This is a genomic window from Marinobacterium arenosum (genome assembly GCF_019795155.1).
Classification (GTDB): domain Bacteria; phylum Pseudomonadota; class Gammaproteobacteria; order Pseudomonadales; family Balneatricaceae; genus Marinobacterium_C; species Marinobacterium_C arenosum.
Genome location: NZ_JAILYN010000033.1, coordinates 36,803 through 51,887 on the forward strand (window position 1 = coordinate 36,803; position 15,085 = coordinate 51,887).

General features: G+C 60.2%; 15 protein-coding genes and 1 pseudogene. 11 read left to right on the forward strand and 5 right to left on the reverse strand.

Going from position 1 to position 15,085, the window contains the following annotated elements; genetic code table 11:
• Window positions 1-22: 22 nt before the first annotated feature.
• Both clpA and clpS read right to left on the reverse strand, forming a co-directional pair.
• Window positions 23-2,281, reverse strand: a complete 2,259-nt coding sequence (gene clpA / locus K6T12_RS14740; RefSeq protein WP_222223638.1) for an ATP-dependent Clp protease ATP-binding subunit ClpA — start codon at window positions 2,279-2,281, stop codon at window positions 23-25.
• Window positions 2,282-2,294: 13 nt separating this feature from the next.
• Window positions 2,295-2,648: an ATP-dependent Clp protease adapter ClpS gene (gene clpS / locus K6T12_RS14745; protein ID WP_222223639.1), complete on the reverse strand. Its 354-nt coding sequence runs from the start codon at window positions 2,646-2,648 to the stop codon at window positions 2,295-2,297.
• Between the two features lie 268 nt (window positions 2,649-2,916).
• On the opposite strand from clpS, the gene cspD reads away from it, so the two are divergent.
• Window positions 2,917-3,129, forward strand: coding sequence for a cold shock domain-containing protein CspD (gene cspD / locus K6T12_RS14750; protein WP_222223640.1), 213 nt, complete (start codon window positions 2,917-2,919; stop codon window positions 3,127-3,129).
• A gap of 275 nt (window positions 3,130-3,404) precedes the next feature.
• Here the strand turns inward: cspD and icd are convergent, their stop codons facing one another.
• Entirely contained in the window at window positions 3,405-4,661 is a 1,257-nt protein-coding gene (icd, locus tag K6T12_RS14755; RefSeq protein ID WP_222223641.1) for an NADP-dependent isocitrate dehydrogenase, read from the reverse strand.
• A 154-nt stretch (window positions 4,662-4,815) separates the two neighbouring features.
• Between icd and K6T12_RS14760 the strand changes: the two genes are divergently transcribed.
• Window positions 4,816-5,451 carry an rRNA large subunit pseudouridine synthase E gene (locus tag K6T12_RS14760; RefSeq protein ID WP_222223642.1) on the forward strand — a complete coding sequence of 212 codons (636 nt, stop codon included), beginning with the start codon at window positions 4,816-4,818 and terminating at the stop codon, window positions 5,449-5,451.
• On the opposite strand, the gene moaE is transcribed toward K6T12_RS14760, so the two are convergent.
• The gene (gene moaE, locus K6T12_RS14765; RefSeq protein ID WP_222223643.1) at window positions 5,378-5,836 is read right to left on the reverse strand and encodes a molybdopterin synthase catalytic subunit MoaE; all 459 of its coding nucleotides are present in this window, start codon (window positions 5,834-5,836) and stop codon (window positions 5,378-5,380) included. The two genes, K6T12_RS14760 and moaE, sit on opposite strands and share 74 nt — an antisense overlap.
• Window positions 5,837-5,929: 93 nt before the next feature.
• Between moaE and K6T12_RS14770 the strand changes: the two genes are divergently transcribed.
• The 8 genes from K6T12_RS14770 to K6T12_RS14805 all read left to right on the forward strand — a co-directional run bounded on the left by K6T12_RS14770 (window position 5,930) and on the right by K6T12_RS14805 (window position 13,091).
• Entirely contained in the window at window positions 5,930-6,400 is a 471-nt protein-coding gene (locus K6T12_RS14770; RefSeq protein WP_222223644.1) for an NUDIX hydrolase, read from the forward strand.
• Complete coding sequence (gene mnmA / locus K6T12_RS14775) at window positions 6,397-7,542, forward strand: tRNA 2-thiouridine(34) synthase MnmA (RefSeq protein WP_222223645.1); 1,146 nt, start codon at window positions 6,397-6,399, stop codon at window positions 7,540-7,542. The genes K6T12_RS14770 and mnmA overlap by 4 nt, the downstream gene beginning before the upstream one ends.
• Before the next feature lie 12 nt (window positions 7,543-7,554).
• Window positions 7,555-8,226 (forward strand): high frequency lysogenization protein HflD, encoded by a 672-nt coding sequence (hflD, locus tag K6T12_RS14780; protein ID WP_222223646.1) that lies wholly within the window; start codon window positions 7,555-7,557, stop codon window positions 8,224-8,226.
• Between the two features lie 121 nt (window positions 8,227-8,347).
• A complete protein-coding gene (gene purB, locus K6T12_RS14785) occupies window positions 8,348-9,712 on the forward strand; it encodes an adenylosuccinate lyase (protein WP_222223647.1) in 1,365 nt (454 codons plus the stop codon).
• Window positions 9,713-9,906: 194 nt separating this feature from the next.
• Window positions 9,907-10,746 (forward strand): alpha/beta fold hydrolase, encoded by an 840-nt coding sequence (locus K6T12_RS14790; protein ID WP_255611766.1) that lies wholly within the window; start codon window positions 9,907-9,909, stop codon window positions 10,744-10,746.
• A gap of 175 nt (window positions 10,747-10,921) precedes the next feature.
• Entirely contained in the window at window positions 10,922-11,647 is a 726-nt protein-coding gene (gene trmJ / locus K6T12_RS14795) for a tRNA (cytosine(32)/uridine(32)-2'-O)-methyltransferase TrmJ (protein ID WP_222223648.1), read from the forward strand.
• Between the two features lie 50 nt (window positions 11,648-11,697).
• Window positions 11,698-11,946 (forward strand): hypothetical protein, encoded by a 249-nt coding sequence (locus tag K6T12_RS14800; protein WP_222223649.1) that lies wholly within the window; start codon window positions 11,698-11,700, stop codon window positions 11,944-11,946.
• Complete coding sequence (locus K6T12_RS14805; protein ID WP_222223650.1) at window positions 11,946-13,091, forward strand: cupin domain-containing protein; 1,146 nt, start codon at window positions 11,946-11,948, stop codon at window positions 13,089-13,091. The genes K6T12_RS14800 and K6T12_RS14805 overlap by 1 nt, the downstream gene beginning before the upstream one ends.
• 136 nt (window positions 13,092-13,227) lie before the next feature.
• On the opposite strand, the gene K6T12_RS14810 is transcribed toward K6T12_RS14805, so the two are convergent.
• Window positions 13,228-14,187 carry a LysR family transcriptional regulator gene (locus tag K6T12_RS14810; RefSeq protein WP_222223651.1) on the reverse strand — a complete coding sequence of 320 codons (960 nt, stop codon included), beginning with the start codon at window positions 14,185-14,187 and terminating at the stop codon, window positions 13,228-13,230.
• 340 nt (window positions 14,188-14,527) lie between these two features.
• Between K6T12_RS14810 and K6T12_RS14815 the strand changes: the two are divergent.
• Window positions 14,528-15,085, forward strand: a pseudogene (locus K6T12_RS14815) (isocitrate lyase); the annotation flags it as partial.

The window sequence follows — 15,085 nt, forward strand, 5'->3', positions numbered from 1 at the left end:
CCCGGTGACCGGATGGCAGCCCTCAGGCTGCCACCATCACCTCCAACTGCAAATCCCCCTCTTCCGAGACACCGATCTCGACATCGCCACCCTCCTCGGCGAGTTCTCCGAATAGAATCATCTCGGCCAGCGGTTTCTTGATCCGCTCCTGGATCAACCGCTTCATCGGACGGGCACCCATCTGCTGGTCATATCCCTGCTCAGCCAACCACTGGCGTGCCTCTTCGGTCAGGTGCAGTACCACGCTTTTATCATCCAGCTGCGCCTGCAGTTCGGTAATGAACTTGTCGACCACCCCCTTGATGATATCGGTGGTCAACGGCTTGAACTGGATGATCGAGTCGAGCCGGTTACGGAACTCCGGCGAGAACATCTTGCGGATCGCCTCCATGCCATCGGTGGAGTGGTCCTGCTGGGTAAAGCCAATCGACGCACGGCTCATCTGCTCGGCGCCGGCGTTGGTGGTCATCACCAGGATCACATTGCGGAAATCCGCCTTGCGGCCGTTGTTGTCGGTCAGCGTACCGTTGTCCATCACCTGTAGCAGCAGGTTGAACACTTCAGGGTGGGCCTTCTCGATCTCATCCAGCAGCAATACACAGTGCGGCGACTTGGTGATCGCCTCGGTCAACAGGCCGCCCTGGTCGTAACCGACATAGCCCGGCGGCGCACCGATCAGACGCGATACCGTATGGCGTTCCATATACTCGGACATATCGAAGCGGACCAGCTCGATACCGAGCAGCCGCGCCAGCTGGTTGGTGACCTCTGTCTTACCGACCCCGGTCGGCCCCGAGAACAGGAAGCAGCCGACCGGCTTGTTGGGCTCTTTCAGGCCGGCACGGGACAGCTTGATCGCCGAGGCCAGCGTATCGATCGCCTGATCCTGGCCCAGCACCACCATCTTGAGATTACTGTCCAGCTTGGCCAGCAGATCCTTATCGGACGCGGACACGCTCTTCGGCGGGATACGGGCGATCTGGGCCACTACGGCCTCGACCTCGGGTACATCCACCTTGTCCTTGCGCAGCTCCGGCGGCAACAGCCGCTGATAGGCACCGGCCTCGTCGATCACGTCGATCGCCTTATCCGGCATATGCTTGTCGTTGATATAACGATCGGCCAGCTCAGAAGCGGCTTTCAGTGCTTCGTCCGTATACACCAGTTCGTGATGCGCTTCGAAGCGACTCTTCAGCCCACGCAGGATCTGCCAGGTCACCTCGACACTCGGCTCGAGCACATCGATCTTCTGAAAACGACGCGCCAACGCACGGTCTTTCTCGAAGATGCCGCGGAACTCCTGGAAAGTGGTCGAGCCGATACAGCGCAGCTCACCGGAGCTCAGCAGCGGCTTGAGCAGGTTTGAGGCATCCATCGAGCCACCGGATGCCGCACCGGCACCGATGATGGTGTGAATCTCGTCGATAAACAGGATCGCATGGGGCTGCCGCTTGATCTCATTGAGCAGGCTTTTCAGCCGCTTCTCGAAATCGCCGCGGTACTTGGTACCGGCCAGCAGCGCACCCAGATCGAGTGAGTAGACCACCGACGAGGCAATGATATCCGGTACCTCGCCTTCGATAATCAGCTTGGCCAACCCCTCCGCGATCGCCGTTTTACCGACCCCGGCCTCACCGACCAGCAGAGGGTTGTTCTTACGACGCCGCGACAGGATCTGAACCACCCGCTCAACCTCCGCCAAACGACCAACCAGCGGGTCGATACGCCCCTGGGAAGCCTGGGTATTGAGGTTGACGGCAAACCGCGCCAACGCGCTCTTGTTCTTGTCTTCCGGCGATTCGCTTTCAGCCAACGACTCCTGATCCGGCTCCTCATCCGGTTCGCCGCCCTTGGCGATACCGTGTGAGATGAAGTTCACCGCATCCAGGCGCTCCACGCCCTGCTTCTGCAGCAGGTAGACGGCATGGCTTTCCTGCTCGCTGAATATCGCCACCAGTACGTTGGCGCCGGTCACCTCATGGCGCCCGGAGGACTGTACATGGAACACCGCCCGCTGCAGCACTCGCTGGAATCCCAGCGTTGGCTGCGTCTCCACATTGGGAATGTTCTCCGGCAGCAAAGGCGTGGTGTCCTCGACGAAATCGACCAAGGTCTTGCGCAGGCTATCAAAGTCCGCTCCACAGGCTCGCAGCACATCGGCTGCGTCAGGATTGTCAAGCAACGCCAGCAGCAGATGCTCGACGGTCATAAATTCGTGACGCTTGTTCCGCGCGTTCTTAAACGCCACGCTGAGGGTATCTTCCAGCGCTCTGTTCAACATTTTGTCGCCTCCCTCAAACCTTCTCGACTTCACATAACAGCGGGTGATTGCTCTCCCTTGCATATTGATTCACCATCGCCGCTTTAGTTTCAGCGACATCCCGGGTGAATACACCACACACGCCCTTCCCCTGTGTATGCACTGCAAGCATGATCTGAGTTGCCTTCTCCTGATCCATGCTGAAGAAAAGCATCAAGATCTCCACGACGAACTCCATTGGAGTGTAGTCATCATTCAGCAGTACCACCCGATACATCGCCGGTTGCTTAAGCTCCGGCTTGGCCTCCTCGACAACGGTACCGGTACCCTGCCCGTCATGCTGTTCCGGTTCATCCCCGCATACGATTAGTGCCTGACGATAACTCATTGAGACTTTGTCCAGATTGAATACTATTAAATTACACTTATAACCATCAGTTCTATAAAGAACGATACGCTCTTATCAAAAGATATAAAATTGAAATCTAAGCGTATATTGCATTTTGAACGAGGTGCTATACTCCCGTAAAGCAGGAGAGCTTAGTGACTGATGTCCCTGTAGTAATGGCCTCATGCAGCCTCTGCAAAAATTGTAGCAGTCGCTGTCTCGGCTTGGCTGGCAGAACTATATCGTGTAGTCATATCAGGAGTACTGTATGCAAACAGGGAAAGTGAAATGGTTTAATAATGCGAAGGGATATGGATTCATTCTTTCGGATGAGTATGGAGAAGACCTCTTTGCACACTACTCAGCCATACAGGTAGACGGATACAAGAGCCTTAAAGCCGGACAGCAGGTCGAGTTCGAGACCCAGCCCGGCCCCAAAGGCATCCATGCAGTCAATATCAAGCCCGTAAACGGCCACTAACGGCCTAACGGCTGCCAGCCAGTTAGGCGCAGGCTATAGGGCCATCTGCATGTCTCCCGCCAAGGGATAACCACAGCCCATCGGCGCCCCGATGGGCTTTTCGCCTTTGGCATCACATCTCCCATCACGCCAGATGCTAGCTGTTGTCGCCAACCACAGCCCGGGCTGCCCGGCCTGCCTCCCCGAAACGATCATCCCGTTCAAAACAGATCCGCCCCACTCAGCGGCGGGGCGGATATCAAGAAAAGTGCCGACCATGAATGCCAGCAGCGCACTTACATATGGCCGATAATCGCCTGGCCGAACTCGGAACTCTTAAGCAGGGTCGCCCCCTCCATCAGCCGTTCGAAGTCATAGGTCACCGTTTTGGCGGCGATGGCGCCATCCATCCCCTTGATGATCAGGTCGGCCGCTTCGATCCAGCCCATATGACGCAACATCATCTCCGCCGACAGGATCACCGAGCCCGGATTCACCTTGTCCTGACCGGCATACTTCGGCGCGGTGCCGTGGGTCGCTTCGAAGATCGCCACCGTATCCGACAGGTTGGCCCCCGGCGCAATGCCAATACCACCTACCTCGGCGGCCAACGCATCGGACAGGTAATCGCCGTTCAGGTTCAATGTGGCAATCACATCGTATTCGGCCGGGCGCAACAGGATCTGCTGCAACATGGCGTCGGCGATCACATCCTTGACCACGATCTGCTTGCCGGTGTTCGGATTGTTGAAACTCATCCACGGACCACCATCGAGCAGCTCCGCGCCGAACTCCTCCGCTGCCAGCTCATAGCCCCAGTCCTTGAAGGCCCCCTCGGTGAACTTCATGATGTTGCCCTTGTGGACCAAGGTCAGGGAGTCACGGTCGTTGTCGATACAGTACTGCAGCGCCTTGCGTACCAGCCGCTTGGTGCCCTGTTCGGAAACCGGCTTGATACCGATACCGCAACCCTCGGTGAAGCGGATCTTGGTAACGCCCATCTCTTCGGTCAGGAACTTGATCACCTTTTCCGCTTCCGGCGTACCCGCCTTCCACTCCACGCCGGCATAGATATCCTCGGAGTTCTCACGAAAGATCACCATATCCACGTCACCGGGCTTATTGACCGGGCTCGGCACCCCTTCGAACCAGCGAACCGGCCGCTGGCAGACGTAAAGGTCCAGCTCCTGGCGCAGTGCCACGTTCAGCGAGCGGATACCGCCACCAACCGGGGTGGTCAGCGGCCCCTTGATGCCGACCGAAAACTCATTGAAGGCCGCCAGGGTCTCCTCCGGCAGCCAGGTGTCCTGATCATAGACCTGGGTGGCCTTCTCGCCGGCGTAGACCTCCATCCAGGAGATCTTGCGGGCACCGCCATACGCCTTATCCACCGCCGCGTTGACCACATCGATCATCACCGGAGAAACGTCCACGCCGATACCGTCACCCTCGATATAGGGGATGATCGGGTGGTCCGGCACCTGCAGGGAGGCGTCCGCATTGACGGTAATCTTCTGGCCCTCGGCCGGCACCTGAATATTCTGGTATCCCATTCTCTACTCCACTCTATAGAGGGGGACGCTCTGAATGACTAATAATTGAGAACGTCCCCTGGATTCGTATTAGAATATCGACTGCATGGCAGATATATTCCCTCTGCCCCTGCCCAGCTTAGTCGAACTCCGCCGCTACTACACAACCAGACCAATGTCGAACATCCTGCTATTCAACAAACCTTTCCAGGTTCTGACCCAGTTTACCGATGCGGAGGGGCGATCCACCCTGGCCGACTACATCGACCAGCCCGGCTTCTATGCCGCCGGGCGATTGGATTACGATTCGGAAGGGTTGCTGCTGCTGACCGATGACGGCAGTCTGCAGAATCATCTGGCCCACCCGAAGTTCAAGCAGCCGAAAACCTACTGGGTGCAGGTGGAGGGCGAGCTCAGCGCGGAGGCGATCGAGCGACTGCAGCGTGGCGTGGAACTGAAGGACGGCCCGACCCGACCGGCCAAGGCGAGAATCATCAAGGAGCCGGCGGTCTGGCCACGCAACCCGCCGATCCGCGAACGACGGAATATCCCGACCAGTTGGCTGGAGCTGACCATCACCGAGGGCCGTAACCGGCAGGTAAGGCGGATGACCGCAGCGGTCGGCTTCCCGACCCTGCGGCTGATCCGGGCACGGATCGGTAACTGGTCGATAGAGGGGCTGGCGCCGGGCAGCTATCGCCAGGAAGTGGCAAACCTGCCGCGCCCGGCAGGCAAGGCTACTTCTTCCAGCGTCCGGCGGCAGCCAGGTCGCTCTGCTTCTGCTCGACCCAGCGCTCGCCGTCGGCGCTGATCTCTTTCTTCCAGAACGGCGCATCCTTTTTCAGGTAGTCCATGACGAACTGCGCCGCTTCGAAGGCGTCCTTGCGGTGACCGCTACCGACCCCAACGAACACGATGTTGTCGTTAAGATGCAGCTCGCCGACACGGTGAATGATGATCACCTGCTGCAGATCCCAGCGCTGATGCGCCTGCTCGGCGATCTTCCGCAACGCATTTTCGGTCATCCCGGGATAATGTTCGAGAAACATCCCCTGCAATTCACCGTCGACCAGCTCCCGAACGATGCCGGTAAAGGTCACGATCGCACCGCTGCTGGCATCCTCGGAGCGTAGCTGCTCGGCCAGGGCCGCCAGATCAAAGTCTTCATTCTGGACACGTACCAGGGTATTCGCCATCGCTTGCACTCGCCTGTCTGAAAGAGGAAAAATCATGACGTTAATGGTATCGTGTGCGGCCTTTATCTAACAGTACAACCCGATAGAGAAGCTATGGTCTGGACACCCCATGCTACCGTCGCCACCATTGTCGAACGAGACGGCCGCTTTTTGCTGATTGAGGAGCGCGCCTCCGGCAGCATCGTGCTGAATCAACCGGCGGGTCATGTTGAAGAGGGCGAGCGCTTTATCGATGCCGCAGTCCGTGAAACCCTGGAAGAGTCCGCCTGGCATGTAGACCCGGAATACCTGGTCGGCCTGTACATTTACCAGGCACCGGCCAACGGCGTCACCTACCATCGCATGTGCTTCTATGCCAAGGCCCGCGAGCACGAACCGGAACGACCACTGGACGACGGCATCCTGCGTACCCACTGGCTGACCCGCGATGAGATCGCGGCACGCAGCGACAGCCTGCGCAGCCCGATGGTACTGCGTTGCATCGACGACTACCTGGCGGGTCAGCGTTACCCGCTCGATTTTATCTATGAACACCAGAATGAGATGAGTGCGGCGATTGAATGAGCACTAATAACCTCGACAACCAAGCCAAGAAAGTGATCGTCGGCATGTCCGGCGGTGTCGACTCCTCGGTCTCCGCACTGCTGTTGCTGCAGCAGGGTTACCAGGTGGAAGGCCTGTTCATGAAGAACTGGGACGAGGACGACGGCACCGAATACTGCACCGCCAAGGAGGACCTGGCCGATGCCCAGGCGGTCTGCGACAAGCTTGGCATCCCCCTGCACAAGGCCAACTTTGCCGCCGAGTACTGGGACAACGTGTTCGAACACTTCCTGGCCGAGTACAAGGCCGGCCGCACGCCGAACCCGGACATCCTCTGCAACCGGGAGATCAAGTTCAAGGCGTTCCTGGAGTACGCCAAGGAGCTGGGCGCCGACCTGATCGCCACCGGTCACTACGTGCGGCGCGGCGAAGTCGACGGCGCCGCCGCCCTGTTGAAAGGGCTGGACGACAACAAGGACCAGAGCTATTTCCTGCACCAGGTCGGCACAGAGGAGTTGGCCCAGACCCTGTTCCCGGTCGGTGAGCTGGAAAAGCCGGAAGTACGCCAACTGGCCGAAGAGCACGACCTGGTTACCCACGACAAGAAGGACAGCACCGGCATCTGCTTCATCGGCGAGCGCCGTTTCGCCGACTTCCTGAAACAGTACCTGCCCGCCCAGCCGGGCAAGATCGAAACACCGGACGGCGACCTGATCGGCGAGCACAGCGGACTGATGTATTACACCATCGGCCAGCGCCAGGGGCTGCATATCGGCGGCCTGAAAGGCTACCCTGAAGCGCCCTGGTTCGTGGCCGGCAAGGATCTGGAGCGCAACGTGCTGATCGCCGTACAGGGCAAACAGCACGATCTGCTGTTCACCGATTGGCTGAGCGCCCAAGATATTTTCTGGATCTCCGGCCAGCCGCCGCAGACGCCGGCCCGGCTACACGCCAAGGTACGTTACCGCCAGTCGGACCAGGCCTGCACTCTGCAACGGCTGGACGACGGCAGCTGGCGGGTAGAATTCGACCAACCGCAACGGGCGATCACCCCGGGACAATCGGTGGTGTTCTACGATGGTGATATTTGCCTCGGCGGCGGTGTTATCGAAAATACCGGTAAAGACGGTGTTATAGATACCACCGGCCAAAAAGAACATTAAGCAGGATCGCGCATGTCACGCCAACACGACGAACAAACCATCGCCCTGGCCGCCCTGTTCCAGTCGGCGGCCCTGGTCGACCAGATCGCCACCCGCGGCATGGTAGCCCAGAACAACTTCGAGAGTTCGATCTACAGCGTTTTCGTCACCAATCCCAAACAGACCGAGGATATTTTCGGCGGCACCCACGACCTGCCCTACAACCTCAGCCTGGGACTGCGTAACCTGCAGGACCTGGTCGAGCGCAGCAAAGCCGAACAGAACCGCAACGTCACCAACTACGCGCTGAGCATGATCCACCTGGAGCGCAAGCTCAGCGCCAACAGCGAGATGATGAAGCATATCGGCAACCGGCTGAACCAGATCCGTGAACAGGCCCGCTACTTCAACAGTGAAGGCGGCGACCCGATGGATAACCCCAGCGCGCTGGCCCATCCCAGTGTGGTCGCCAACCTGGCCAGCCTGTACCAGGAGACGTTGAGCACCTTCAAGTTCCGCATCCAGGTCGGCGGCGACCCGCGCCTGCTGCAGAACAGCGAAAACGCCGCCAAGATCCGCGCCCTGCTGCTGGCCGGTATCCGCGCGGCGATGCTGTGGCGCCAGGTCGGCGGTAAGCGCTGGCACCTGCTATTTTTCCGCTCCCGCCTCCGGCCGTCGCTGAAGAAGATCAAGCAGCCCCACTGATCCCGCTTATCCCTTACGCGCCGGCGTTCACCGGCGCGTGCCTTAGTTGCCGTCGCACCGCTGGCCCTTTTTGTCTATAATGCCGCCTTTCCGTTAACTGAGTGAACGAAGAGATCGATTCATGGAGCTTTCCGCCCTCACCGCTATTTCCCCGGTTGATGGTCGCTACGGCAGCAAAACCGCTGACCTGCGTCCCGTATTCAGTGAATTCGGCCTGATCCGTGCCCGTGTGACCGTCGAGGTTCGCTGGCTGCAGAAACTGGCCGCTCACCCGCAGATCACTGAAGTACCGGCACTGAGCGACGCTGCCAACGCCCTGCTGAACGATCTGGTCGACAACTTCGGCATGGCCGAAGCCGAGCGCGTCAAAGAGATCGAACGGACTACCAACCACGACGTGAAAGCGGTTGAGTACCTGATCAAGGAGCGCATCAAGGACAACGCCGAACTGAACGCTGTCGGCGAGTTCGTGCACTTCGCCTGCACCTCCGAGGACATCAACAACCTGTCCCACGCGCTGATGCTGAAAGAAGGCCTGGCCACCATGCTGCCGGTAATGCAGCAGCTGACCGACGCCATCGCAGAAATGGGCCGCAACTACGCCGCCCAGCCGATGCTGTCGCGCACCCACGGCCAGACCGCTTCACCGACTACCGTCGGCAAGGAGATGGCCAACGTCGCCTACCGTCTGCAGCGCCAGATCAAACAGCTGCAGAACAACGAGATCCTCGGCAAGATCAACGGCGCCGTGGGCAACTACAACGCCCACCTGTCCGCCTACGCCGACGTCGACTGGCAGGCCAACGCCAAGGAGTTCGTCGAGAGCCTGGGGCTGACCTTCAACCCGTACACCACCCAGATCGAGCCGCACGATTACATCGCCGAGCTGTTCGACGCGGTCTGCCGCTTCAACACCATCATCATTGATTTCGACCGCGACGTCTGGGGCTACATCTCCCAGGGCTACTTCAAGCAGAAGACCATCGCCGGCGAAGTGGGCTCCTCCACCATGCCGCACAAGGTCAACCCGATCGACTTCGAGAACTCCGAAGGCAACCTCGGCATCGCCAACGCCATCATGCAGCACCTGGCAGCCAAGCTGCCGATCTCCCGCTGGCAGCGCGACCTGACCGACTCCACCGTACTGCGTAACATGGGCGTCGGCTTCGGCTACAGCCTGATCGCCTACCAGGCCAGCCTGAAAGGTATCAGCAAGCTGGAACTGAACGCACAGCGCCTGAACGAAGACCTGGAAAACAGCTGGGAAGTACTGGCCGAGCCGATCCAGACCGTAATGCGTCGCTACGCCATCGAAGAGCCGTACGAAAAGCTGAAGGCGCTGACCCGCGGCAAGGTGATGAACAAAGCCACCATCCAGGAGTTCATCGACACCCTGGAGCTGCCGGAAGCCGCCAAGGCCGAGCTGAAGGCGATGACGCCGCACAACTACATCGGTAACGCGGTCGATCAGGCCAAGGCGATCTGATCCTGTTTTTTACGGCTTAAATAAAAGTCGTAACACCGAACAACGGGGCCCTCAGCGGCCCCGTTTTTTATACAGCTCCCTATCGCACAGCACTCGCAGCTTTCGGCTTTACGCTCAATTTTCATAATTCTCCGCTATGCTCGCCCTCCACAGACTGTGGCACTATCTACGGCAGCAAACAGGAACCTGAAGGGATGAGTATGGAATCGATTACCGTGGCCGATGGCAGCGCCATCCGCTATATCAGCCTGGGCCAGGGGCGGCCGTTGATCTTTCTGCATGGCTGGACCGCCAATGCCCGCGAGTGGCTGCCGTTCGCCTCGGAGCTGGCCGACCGGTTCCAGGTGTTCTGCTGGGAAGCGCGCGGACATGGCAGCCAATCTGAAAACGCCGCAGTCGACGCCGATATCGAACGGATGGCGGACGACCTGCAGCAGCTGATCGAGCATCACGACCTGCACGAAGTCACCCTGATCGGCCACTCCATGGGGGCGCTGACCGCCTGGGAGTACATGCGCCGCTTTGGCAGCGCTCGGCTGGCCGGGCTTTGCGTGGTCGACCAGTCGCCCAAGCTGGTCACCGACGGCAGCTGGCGCAAGGGTATCTACGGCGACTTCGACTATCACCGCAACCAGTCCTTCCTGGCACGCTTGCAAGAGGACTTCGCCGAAGGGGTGCTGGAGCTGGTCGCGCTGGGCAACAACCCGCGCTCCAGGGAGAATTACGAGCGTAATTCGCGCGGTTTCCAGCAGATGCGCGACTACCTGCGTTCGCTCAGCCCGGCGCCGCTGATCCAGTGCTGGGACTCGCTGACCCAGCGTGACTACCGCGAGCTGCTGGCCGAGATCGATATCCCGGCACTGCTGATCTATGGCGACCAGAGCCAGTTCTACTCCACCGAGCTGGCCCGCTGGGTGGCGGAACAGATCCCGCAGAGCGAGCTGCACATCTATGAGGAATCGGACCACAGCCCACACCTGTGGCACCGCGAACGCTTTATCTGGGACCTGCGCCGCTTTGCGGACGCGCTTTGATAGCCCTTCAATCGACCCAACCGGCGGCAATGGCTTGATCAATGCCGCCATTTCCGTTTCAATCCGGCTCCAGCACCTGAATCGCACCGGCGGCCCCGGCCGCGCCGATTCCCACCTCAATCGCACTCGGCTGCCGCACCCGGCAGCCGAACCCAGACCGGATGCCAACAGTTACATGCTCGACAATATTCGTATCGTCCTGATCAACACTTTTCACCCCGGCAACATCGGCGCCGCCGCCCGCGCCATGAAGAATATGGGCCTCAGCCAGCTCTACCTGGTGCAGCCCAACGATTATCCCAGCGAAGAAGCGGTCTCCCGTGCCGCCGGCGCCAAGGACCTGCTCGACAATGCCCAGGTGGTGGAGACGCTGGAGGAAGCGATCGCCGACTGCCAGCTGGTAATCGGCACCAGCGCCCGCGACCGCACCTTCAACCTGCCCAAGCTGGATGCCCGCGAATGCGGCCAGAAAGCGGTATCGGAAGCACGCACCGCACCGGTGGCGCTGGTGTTCGGTCGCGAAACCATGGGGCTGCACAACAGCGAGATCGCCCAGTGCAACTACCACGTCTATATCCCGGCCAATCCCGCCTATCCGGTACTGAACGTGGCCCAGGCGATCCAGCTGCTCTGCTACGAGATCTGGATGGCGGCCGAGCAGCAAAGTTACCCGGAACAGCCGCAGCCCTACCCGCTGCAAAAAGAGATGGGCCTGTTCTACGAACACCTGGAACGGGTACTGCGCCGCACCCGCTTCATCATCCCGCAGCACGAGGGTAAGGTACTGGAGAAACTGCGCCGCTACTTCAACCGCTCGCGGCCGGAGAAAGTGGAGCTCAATATGCTGCGCGGAATCCTGACCTCGGTCGAGGAAACCCTGGACGACAAGAAAGATAATTAACGGCCATCCGCCATTTACCACGAATAACAACAGCTCCCGGAGAGACGCCCATGCAAACTGAATTGAAAAACCTGCTGAGCCAGGCCGCCAACCTGCACGAGGGTCTGCAGAAGATGAGCCATCAGGCCGACAGCTACCAGTACAACGCCGCCGGCATCCGGGAGAACGCCCAGATCATCCGCAGCTGCCTGAACAAGGTCGGCAATAACCGGATCGCCGCGCTGTCCGCCCGCGACACCCGCAAGGTGATGGCCGAGATGGAGGAAGCGGTCGAGCGGCTGATGGAGTTCCTCGACTGATGGAGCAGACAAGCATCTTCGGTGAACTGAGTATCGAGCAGTTCCTGGCCGAATACTGGCAGAAGAAACCGCTGCTGGTCCGGGGCGCCTTTGCCGATTTCGAATTCCCGGTCGGCGCCGACGAGCTGGCCGGCCTGGCCTGCGAGGAGGAGGTCGAGTCCCGGCTTATCCTGCAGGATGCCGATGGCGAGCAATGGCAGCTCGAGCACGGCCCGTTCGGCGAAGATCGCTTCACCAGCCTGCCGGAGCGGTACTGGACCCTGCTGGTGCAGGCGGTCGATCACTGGGTGCCGGACGCCCAGGCGTTGATGGAGCAGTTCGATTTCGTGCCGAACTGGCGGCTGGACGACCTGATGATCAGTTACGCCGCCGACGGCGGCGGGGTCGGCCCGCACTATGACAACTACGACGTGTTCCTGATCCAGGCGGCAGGCTGCCGCCGTTGGGACGTTGGCGGCCTGTACGGCGAAGACAGCCCGCGCCGGCCGGATACCCCGGTGATGATCCTGCCGGAATGGCAGGCCGAGCAGAGCTGGCAGCTGCAACCGGGCGATATGCTCTACCTGCCGCCACGGGTCGGTCATAACGGGGTCGCTGCCGGCGACGGCTGCCTGACCTACTCGGTCGGTTTCCGGGCCCCCGCCCACAGCGAGATTTTCCAGGGTTTCAGCCGTTTCCTGGCCGACCGGCTGGCCGGCGAGTTGCGCTATGCCGACCCTGACCTGCGGCGGCCGCAGCACCCGGGCGAAATCGACGACCGGGCGATCGAGCGGTTGCAGGCATTGATGCGCCAGTATATCGACCAGCCGGACCTGCTCAGCCGCTGGTTCGGCGAGTATATGACCGAGCCCAAGTACCCCGAGCTGGCCACTGATCAGGCTTCGATCAACAGCCCGCTACGGACCGGCGAGAGCCTCTATCGCAGCGAAGGCGCCCGGCTGGCCTACCGCCGTCAGTCGGATGGCGGTTACCTGCTGTTCGCCGATGGCCAATCGCACAGTTTCAATGAAGCCGAGCTGCCTTTGGTACAGCAACTGGCCGACAGCGGCTGGCTTGAATTGAACGCCGCACCGAGCGCTGCTGAGCGCAAGTTGCTGGAAGCGCTGCTTCGGCAGGGGTCGATCTACAGCGACCTGGACCAATAAGCCTCATGGGCGCTGTATAGCGGTCGCCCTCGGAGCGGGCTGCTACGGCACGGCCCCTGTAGCAGCGGGCTCTGACCGCGACAGCGGTTGGCAAGGCCTGCGGGCGACGTAGATTTTGCAATGGCGACTTTGGTGGTCAGGCGCGGCAAAGCCCTGCTAGACCGCTCCCCTGAGCCACCTCCTGAATCAACCGCCGCAGCCAGCGGTGCGAGCTGTTGTGCTGCAGTAGCGGACTCCAGGCCATCTTCAATTCGAAATTCGGGATCTCGAACGGCGGCCGGCGGATCACCAGGCGCGGGTTATCCTGCTGTGCCAGCGCGGCCCGGCTGGGGATGGTCACCACCAGCTCTTTCTGCTCGGCCAGCAGCGCCGCCGATTGGTAATGGCGGGTAAAGACGGTGATATGGCGCTGCTGGCCGATCCGCTGCAGCGCCTCGTCGACCCAGCCTAGCCGCTTGGTATCCTTGGGGGTCAATCCCATGCCGGCGCCCATACCGGTTTTGCTAACCCAGACATGGTTGGCCTGCAGGTAGGTCTCCAGATTGAAGTCATCGGCGATCGGGTTGTCGGCGCTGAGCAGGCAGGAGAAGCTGTCCTGCCACAGGGTCAACTGGTGGAACGCCTGCGGCATGCTGTCGAACCGGTTGATCACCAGATCCACCTGGCCCTGCTCCACCTCCAGAAAGCTCATATCGCTGGGGGTCAGGATATCCAGCACCACGCCAGGCGCCTGCTCCGCCAGCCGCTCCAATACCCTGGGAATCAAGGTCGACTCGCCGTAGTCACTGGTCATGATACGGAACACCCGGTCACTGGAACGGGCGTCGAACTCGGCACTCGATTCGACCACCTGTTCGGCCAGCGCCAGGATCTGCCGTAACAACGGCTGCAACGCCTGCGCCCGTTCGGTCGGCATCATCCCCTCGCTGGTGCGCACCAGCAGCGGATCGCCCAGGGTCTCCCGCAAGCGGCGCAGACCGTTGCTCATCGCCGGTTGGCTGATGCCCAGTAAGCTGGCCGAGCGGGTCACATTGCGCTCACGCAGCAGCACATCGAGATAGACCAGCAGGTTCAGGTCGACATGTTCAAGGTTCATCGTTCGGTCACCGGGCTGTATTCAGGGATAGCTAGACTCTCGAACCTATATTCATTTCATGAATGTTGCAAATAATCACCATTTATTTCAATTATGCCAGGCCACCCCCTAGAATCGATTTCGAGCCTGAATTAAAGCAGTCGCCTGGCAGCCTTTCGGGCTTGGCCGATCGTAGCGAGGGAAAGGCCGTTTTGAGACAGTTGTTGAGCTCTTTTGAGGCGAATAGTGGTTCTATTTAACGAAAAAGAGCTTAATAAATGGCCAAACCGGCTTTTCCGCAATAGATCAGTGCTAAGTTCGAAAGGCTGCCGACACTGCACAACCCTGAGGGATTGGAACCATGTCTAACTACAAAAACGATATCGACGCCATTGCCAGCCTGCGTGAAGCCAACGGCACTGCCTGGGAAGCTATCAACCCGGAATACGCCGCCCGCATGCGCGCCCAGAACCAGTTCAAGACCGGCCTGGATATCGCCCGCTACACCGCCAAGATCATGCGTGAAGACATGGCCCGCTACGACGCCGACAGCAGCCAGTACACCCAGTCGCTGGGCTGCTGGCACGGTTTCATCGGCCAGCAGAAGCTGATCTCCATCAAAAAGCACTTCGGCACCACCGACCGTCGCTACCTGTACCTGTCCGGCTGGATGATCGCCGCGCTGCGCTCCGAGTTCGGCCCGCTGCCGGACCAGTCGATGCACGAAAAGACCTCGGTACCGGCGCTGATCGAAGAGCTGTACACCTTCCTGCGCCAGGCCGACGCCCGTGAGCTGGGCGGCCTGTTCCGCGAGCTGGATGCCGCCCGCGACGCCGGCGACGCCGCCAAGGAAGCCGACGTTCAGGCCAAGATCGACAACTTCCAGACCCACGTGGTGCCGATCATCGCCGACATCGAT

Excerpts from the sequence above, each read along its gene's own strand:
- clpA (WP_222223638.1), bottom strand. The coding sequence starts at position 2,281 with ATGTTGAACAGAGCGCTGGAAGATACCCTCAGCGTGGCGTTTAAGAAC.
- clpS (WP_222223639.1), bottom strand. The coding sequence starts at position 2,648 with ATGAGTTATCGTCAGGCACTAATCGTATGCGGGGATGAACCGGAACAG.
- cspD (WP_222223640.1), top strand. The coding sequence starts at position 2,917 with ATGCAAACAGGGAAAGTGAAATGGTTTAATAATGCGAAGGGATATGGA.
- icd (WP_222223641.1), bottom strand. The coding sequence starts at position 4,661 with ATGGGATACCAGAATATTCAGGTGCCGGCCGAGGGCCAGAAGATTACC.
- K6T12_RS14760 (WP_222223642.1), top strand. The coding sequence starts at position 4,816 with ATGTCGAACATCCTGCTATTCAACAAACCTTTCCAGGTTCTGACCCAG.
- moaE (WP_222223643.1), bottom strand. The coding sequence starts at position 5,836 with ATGGCGAATACCCTGGTACGTGTCCAGAATGAAGACTTTGATCTGGCG.
- K6T12_RS14770 (WP_222223644.1), top strand. The coding sequence starts at position 5,930 with ATGGTCTGGACACCCCATGCTACCGTCGCCACCATTGTCGAACGAGAC.
- mnmA (WP_222223645.1), top strand. The coding sequence starts at position 6,397 with ATGAGCACTAATAACCTCGACAACCAAGCCAAGAAAGTGATCGTCGGC.
- hflD (WP_222223646.1), top strand. The coding sequence starts at position 7,555 with ATGTCACGCCAACACGACGAACAAACCATCGCCCTGGCCGCCCTGTTC.
- purB (WP_222223647.1), top strand. The coding sequence starts at position 8,348 with ATGGAGCTTTCCGCCCTCACCGCTATTTCCCCGGTTGATGGTCGCTAC.
- K6T12_RS14790 (WP_255611766.1), top strand. The coding sequence starts at position 9,907 with ATGAGTATGGAATCGATTACCGTGGCCGATGGCAGCGCCATCCGCTAT.
- trmJ (WP_222223648.1), top strand. The coding sequence starts at position 10,922 with ATGCTCGACAATATTCGTATCGTCCTGATCAACACTTTTCACCCCGGC.
- K6T12_RS14800 (WP_222223649.1), top strand. The coding sequence starts at position 11,698 with ATGCAAACTGAATTGAAAAACCTGCTGAGCCAGGCCGCCAACCTGCAC.
- K6T12_RS14805 (WP_222223650.1), top strand. The coding sequence starts at position 11,946 with ATGGAGCAGACAAGCATCTTCGGTGAACTGAGTATCGAGCAGTTCCTG.
- K6T12_RS14810 (WP_222223651.1), bottom strand. The coding sequence starts at position 14,187 with ATGAACCTTGAACATGTCGACCTGAACCTGCTGGTCTATCTCGATGTG.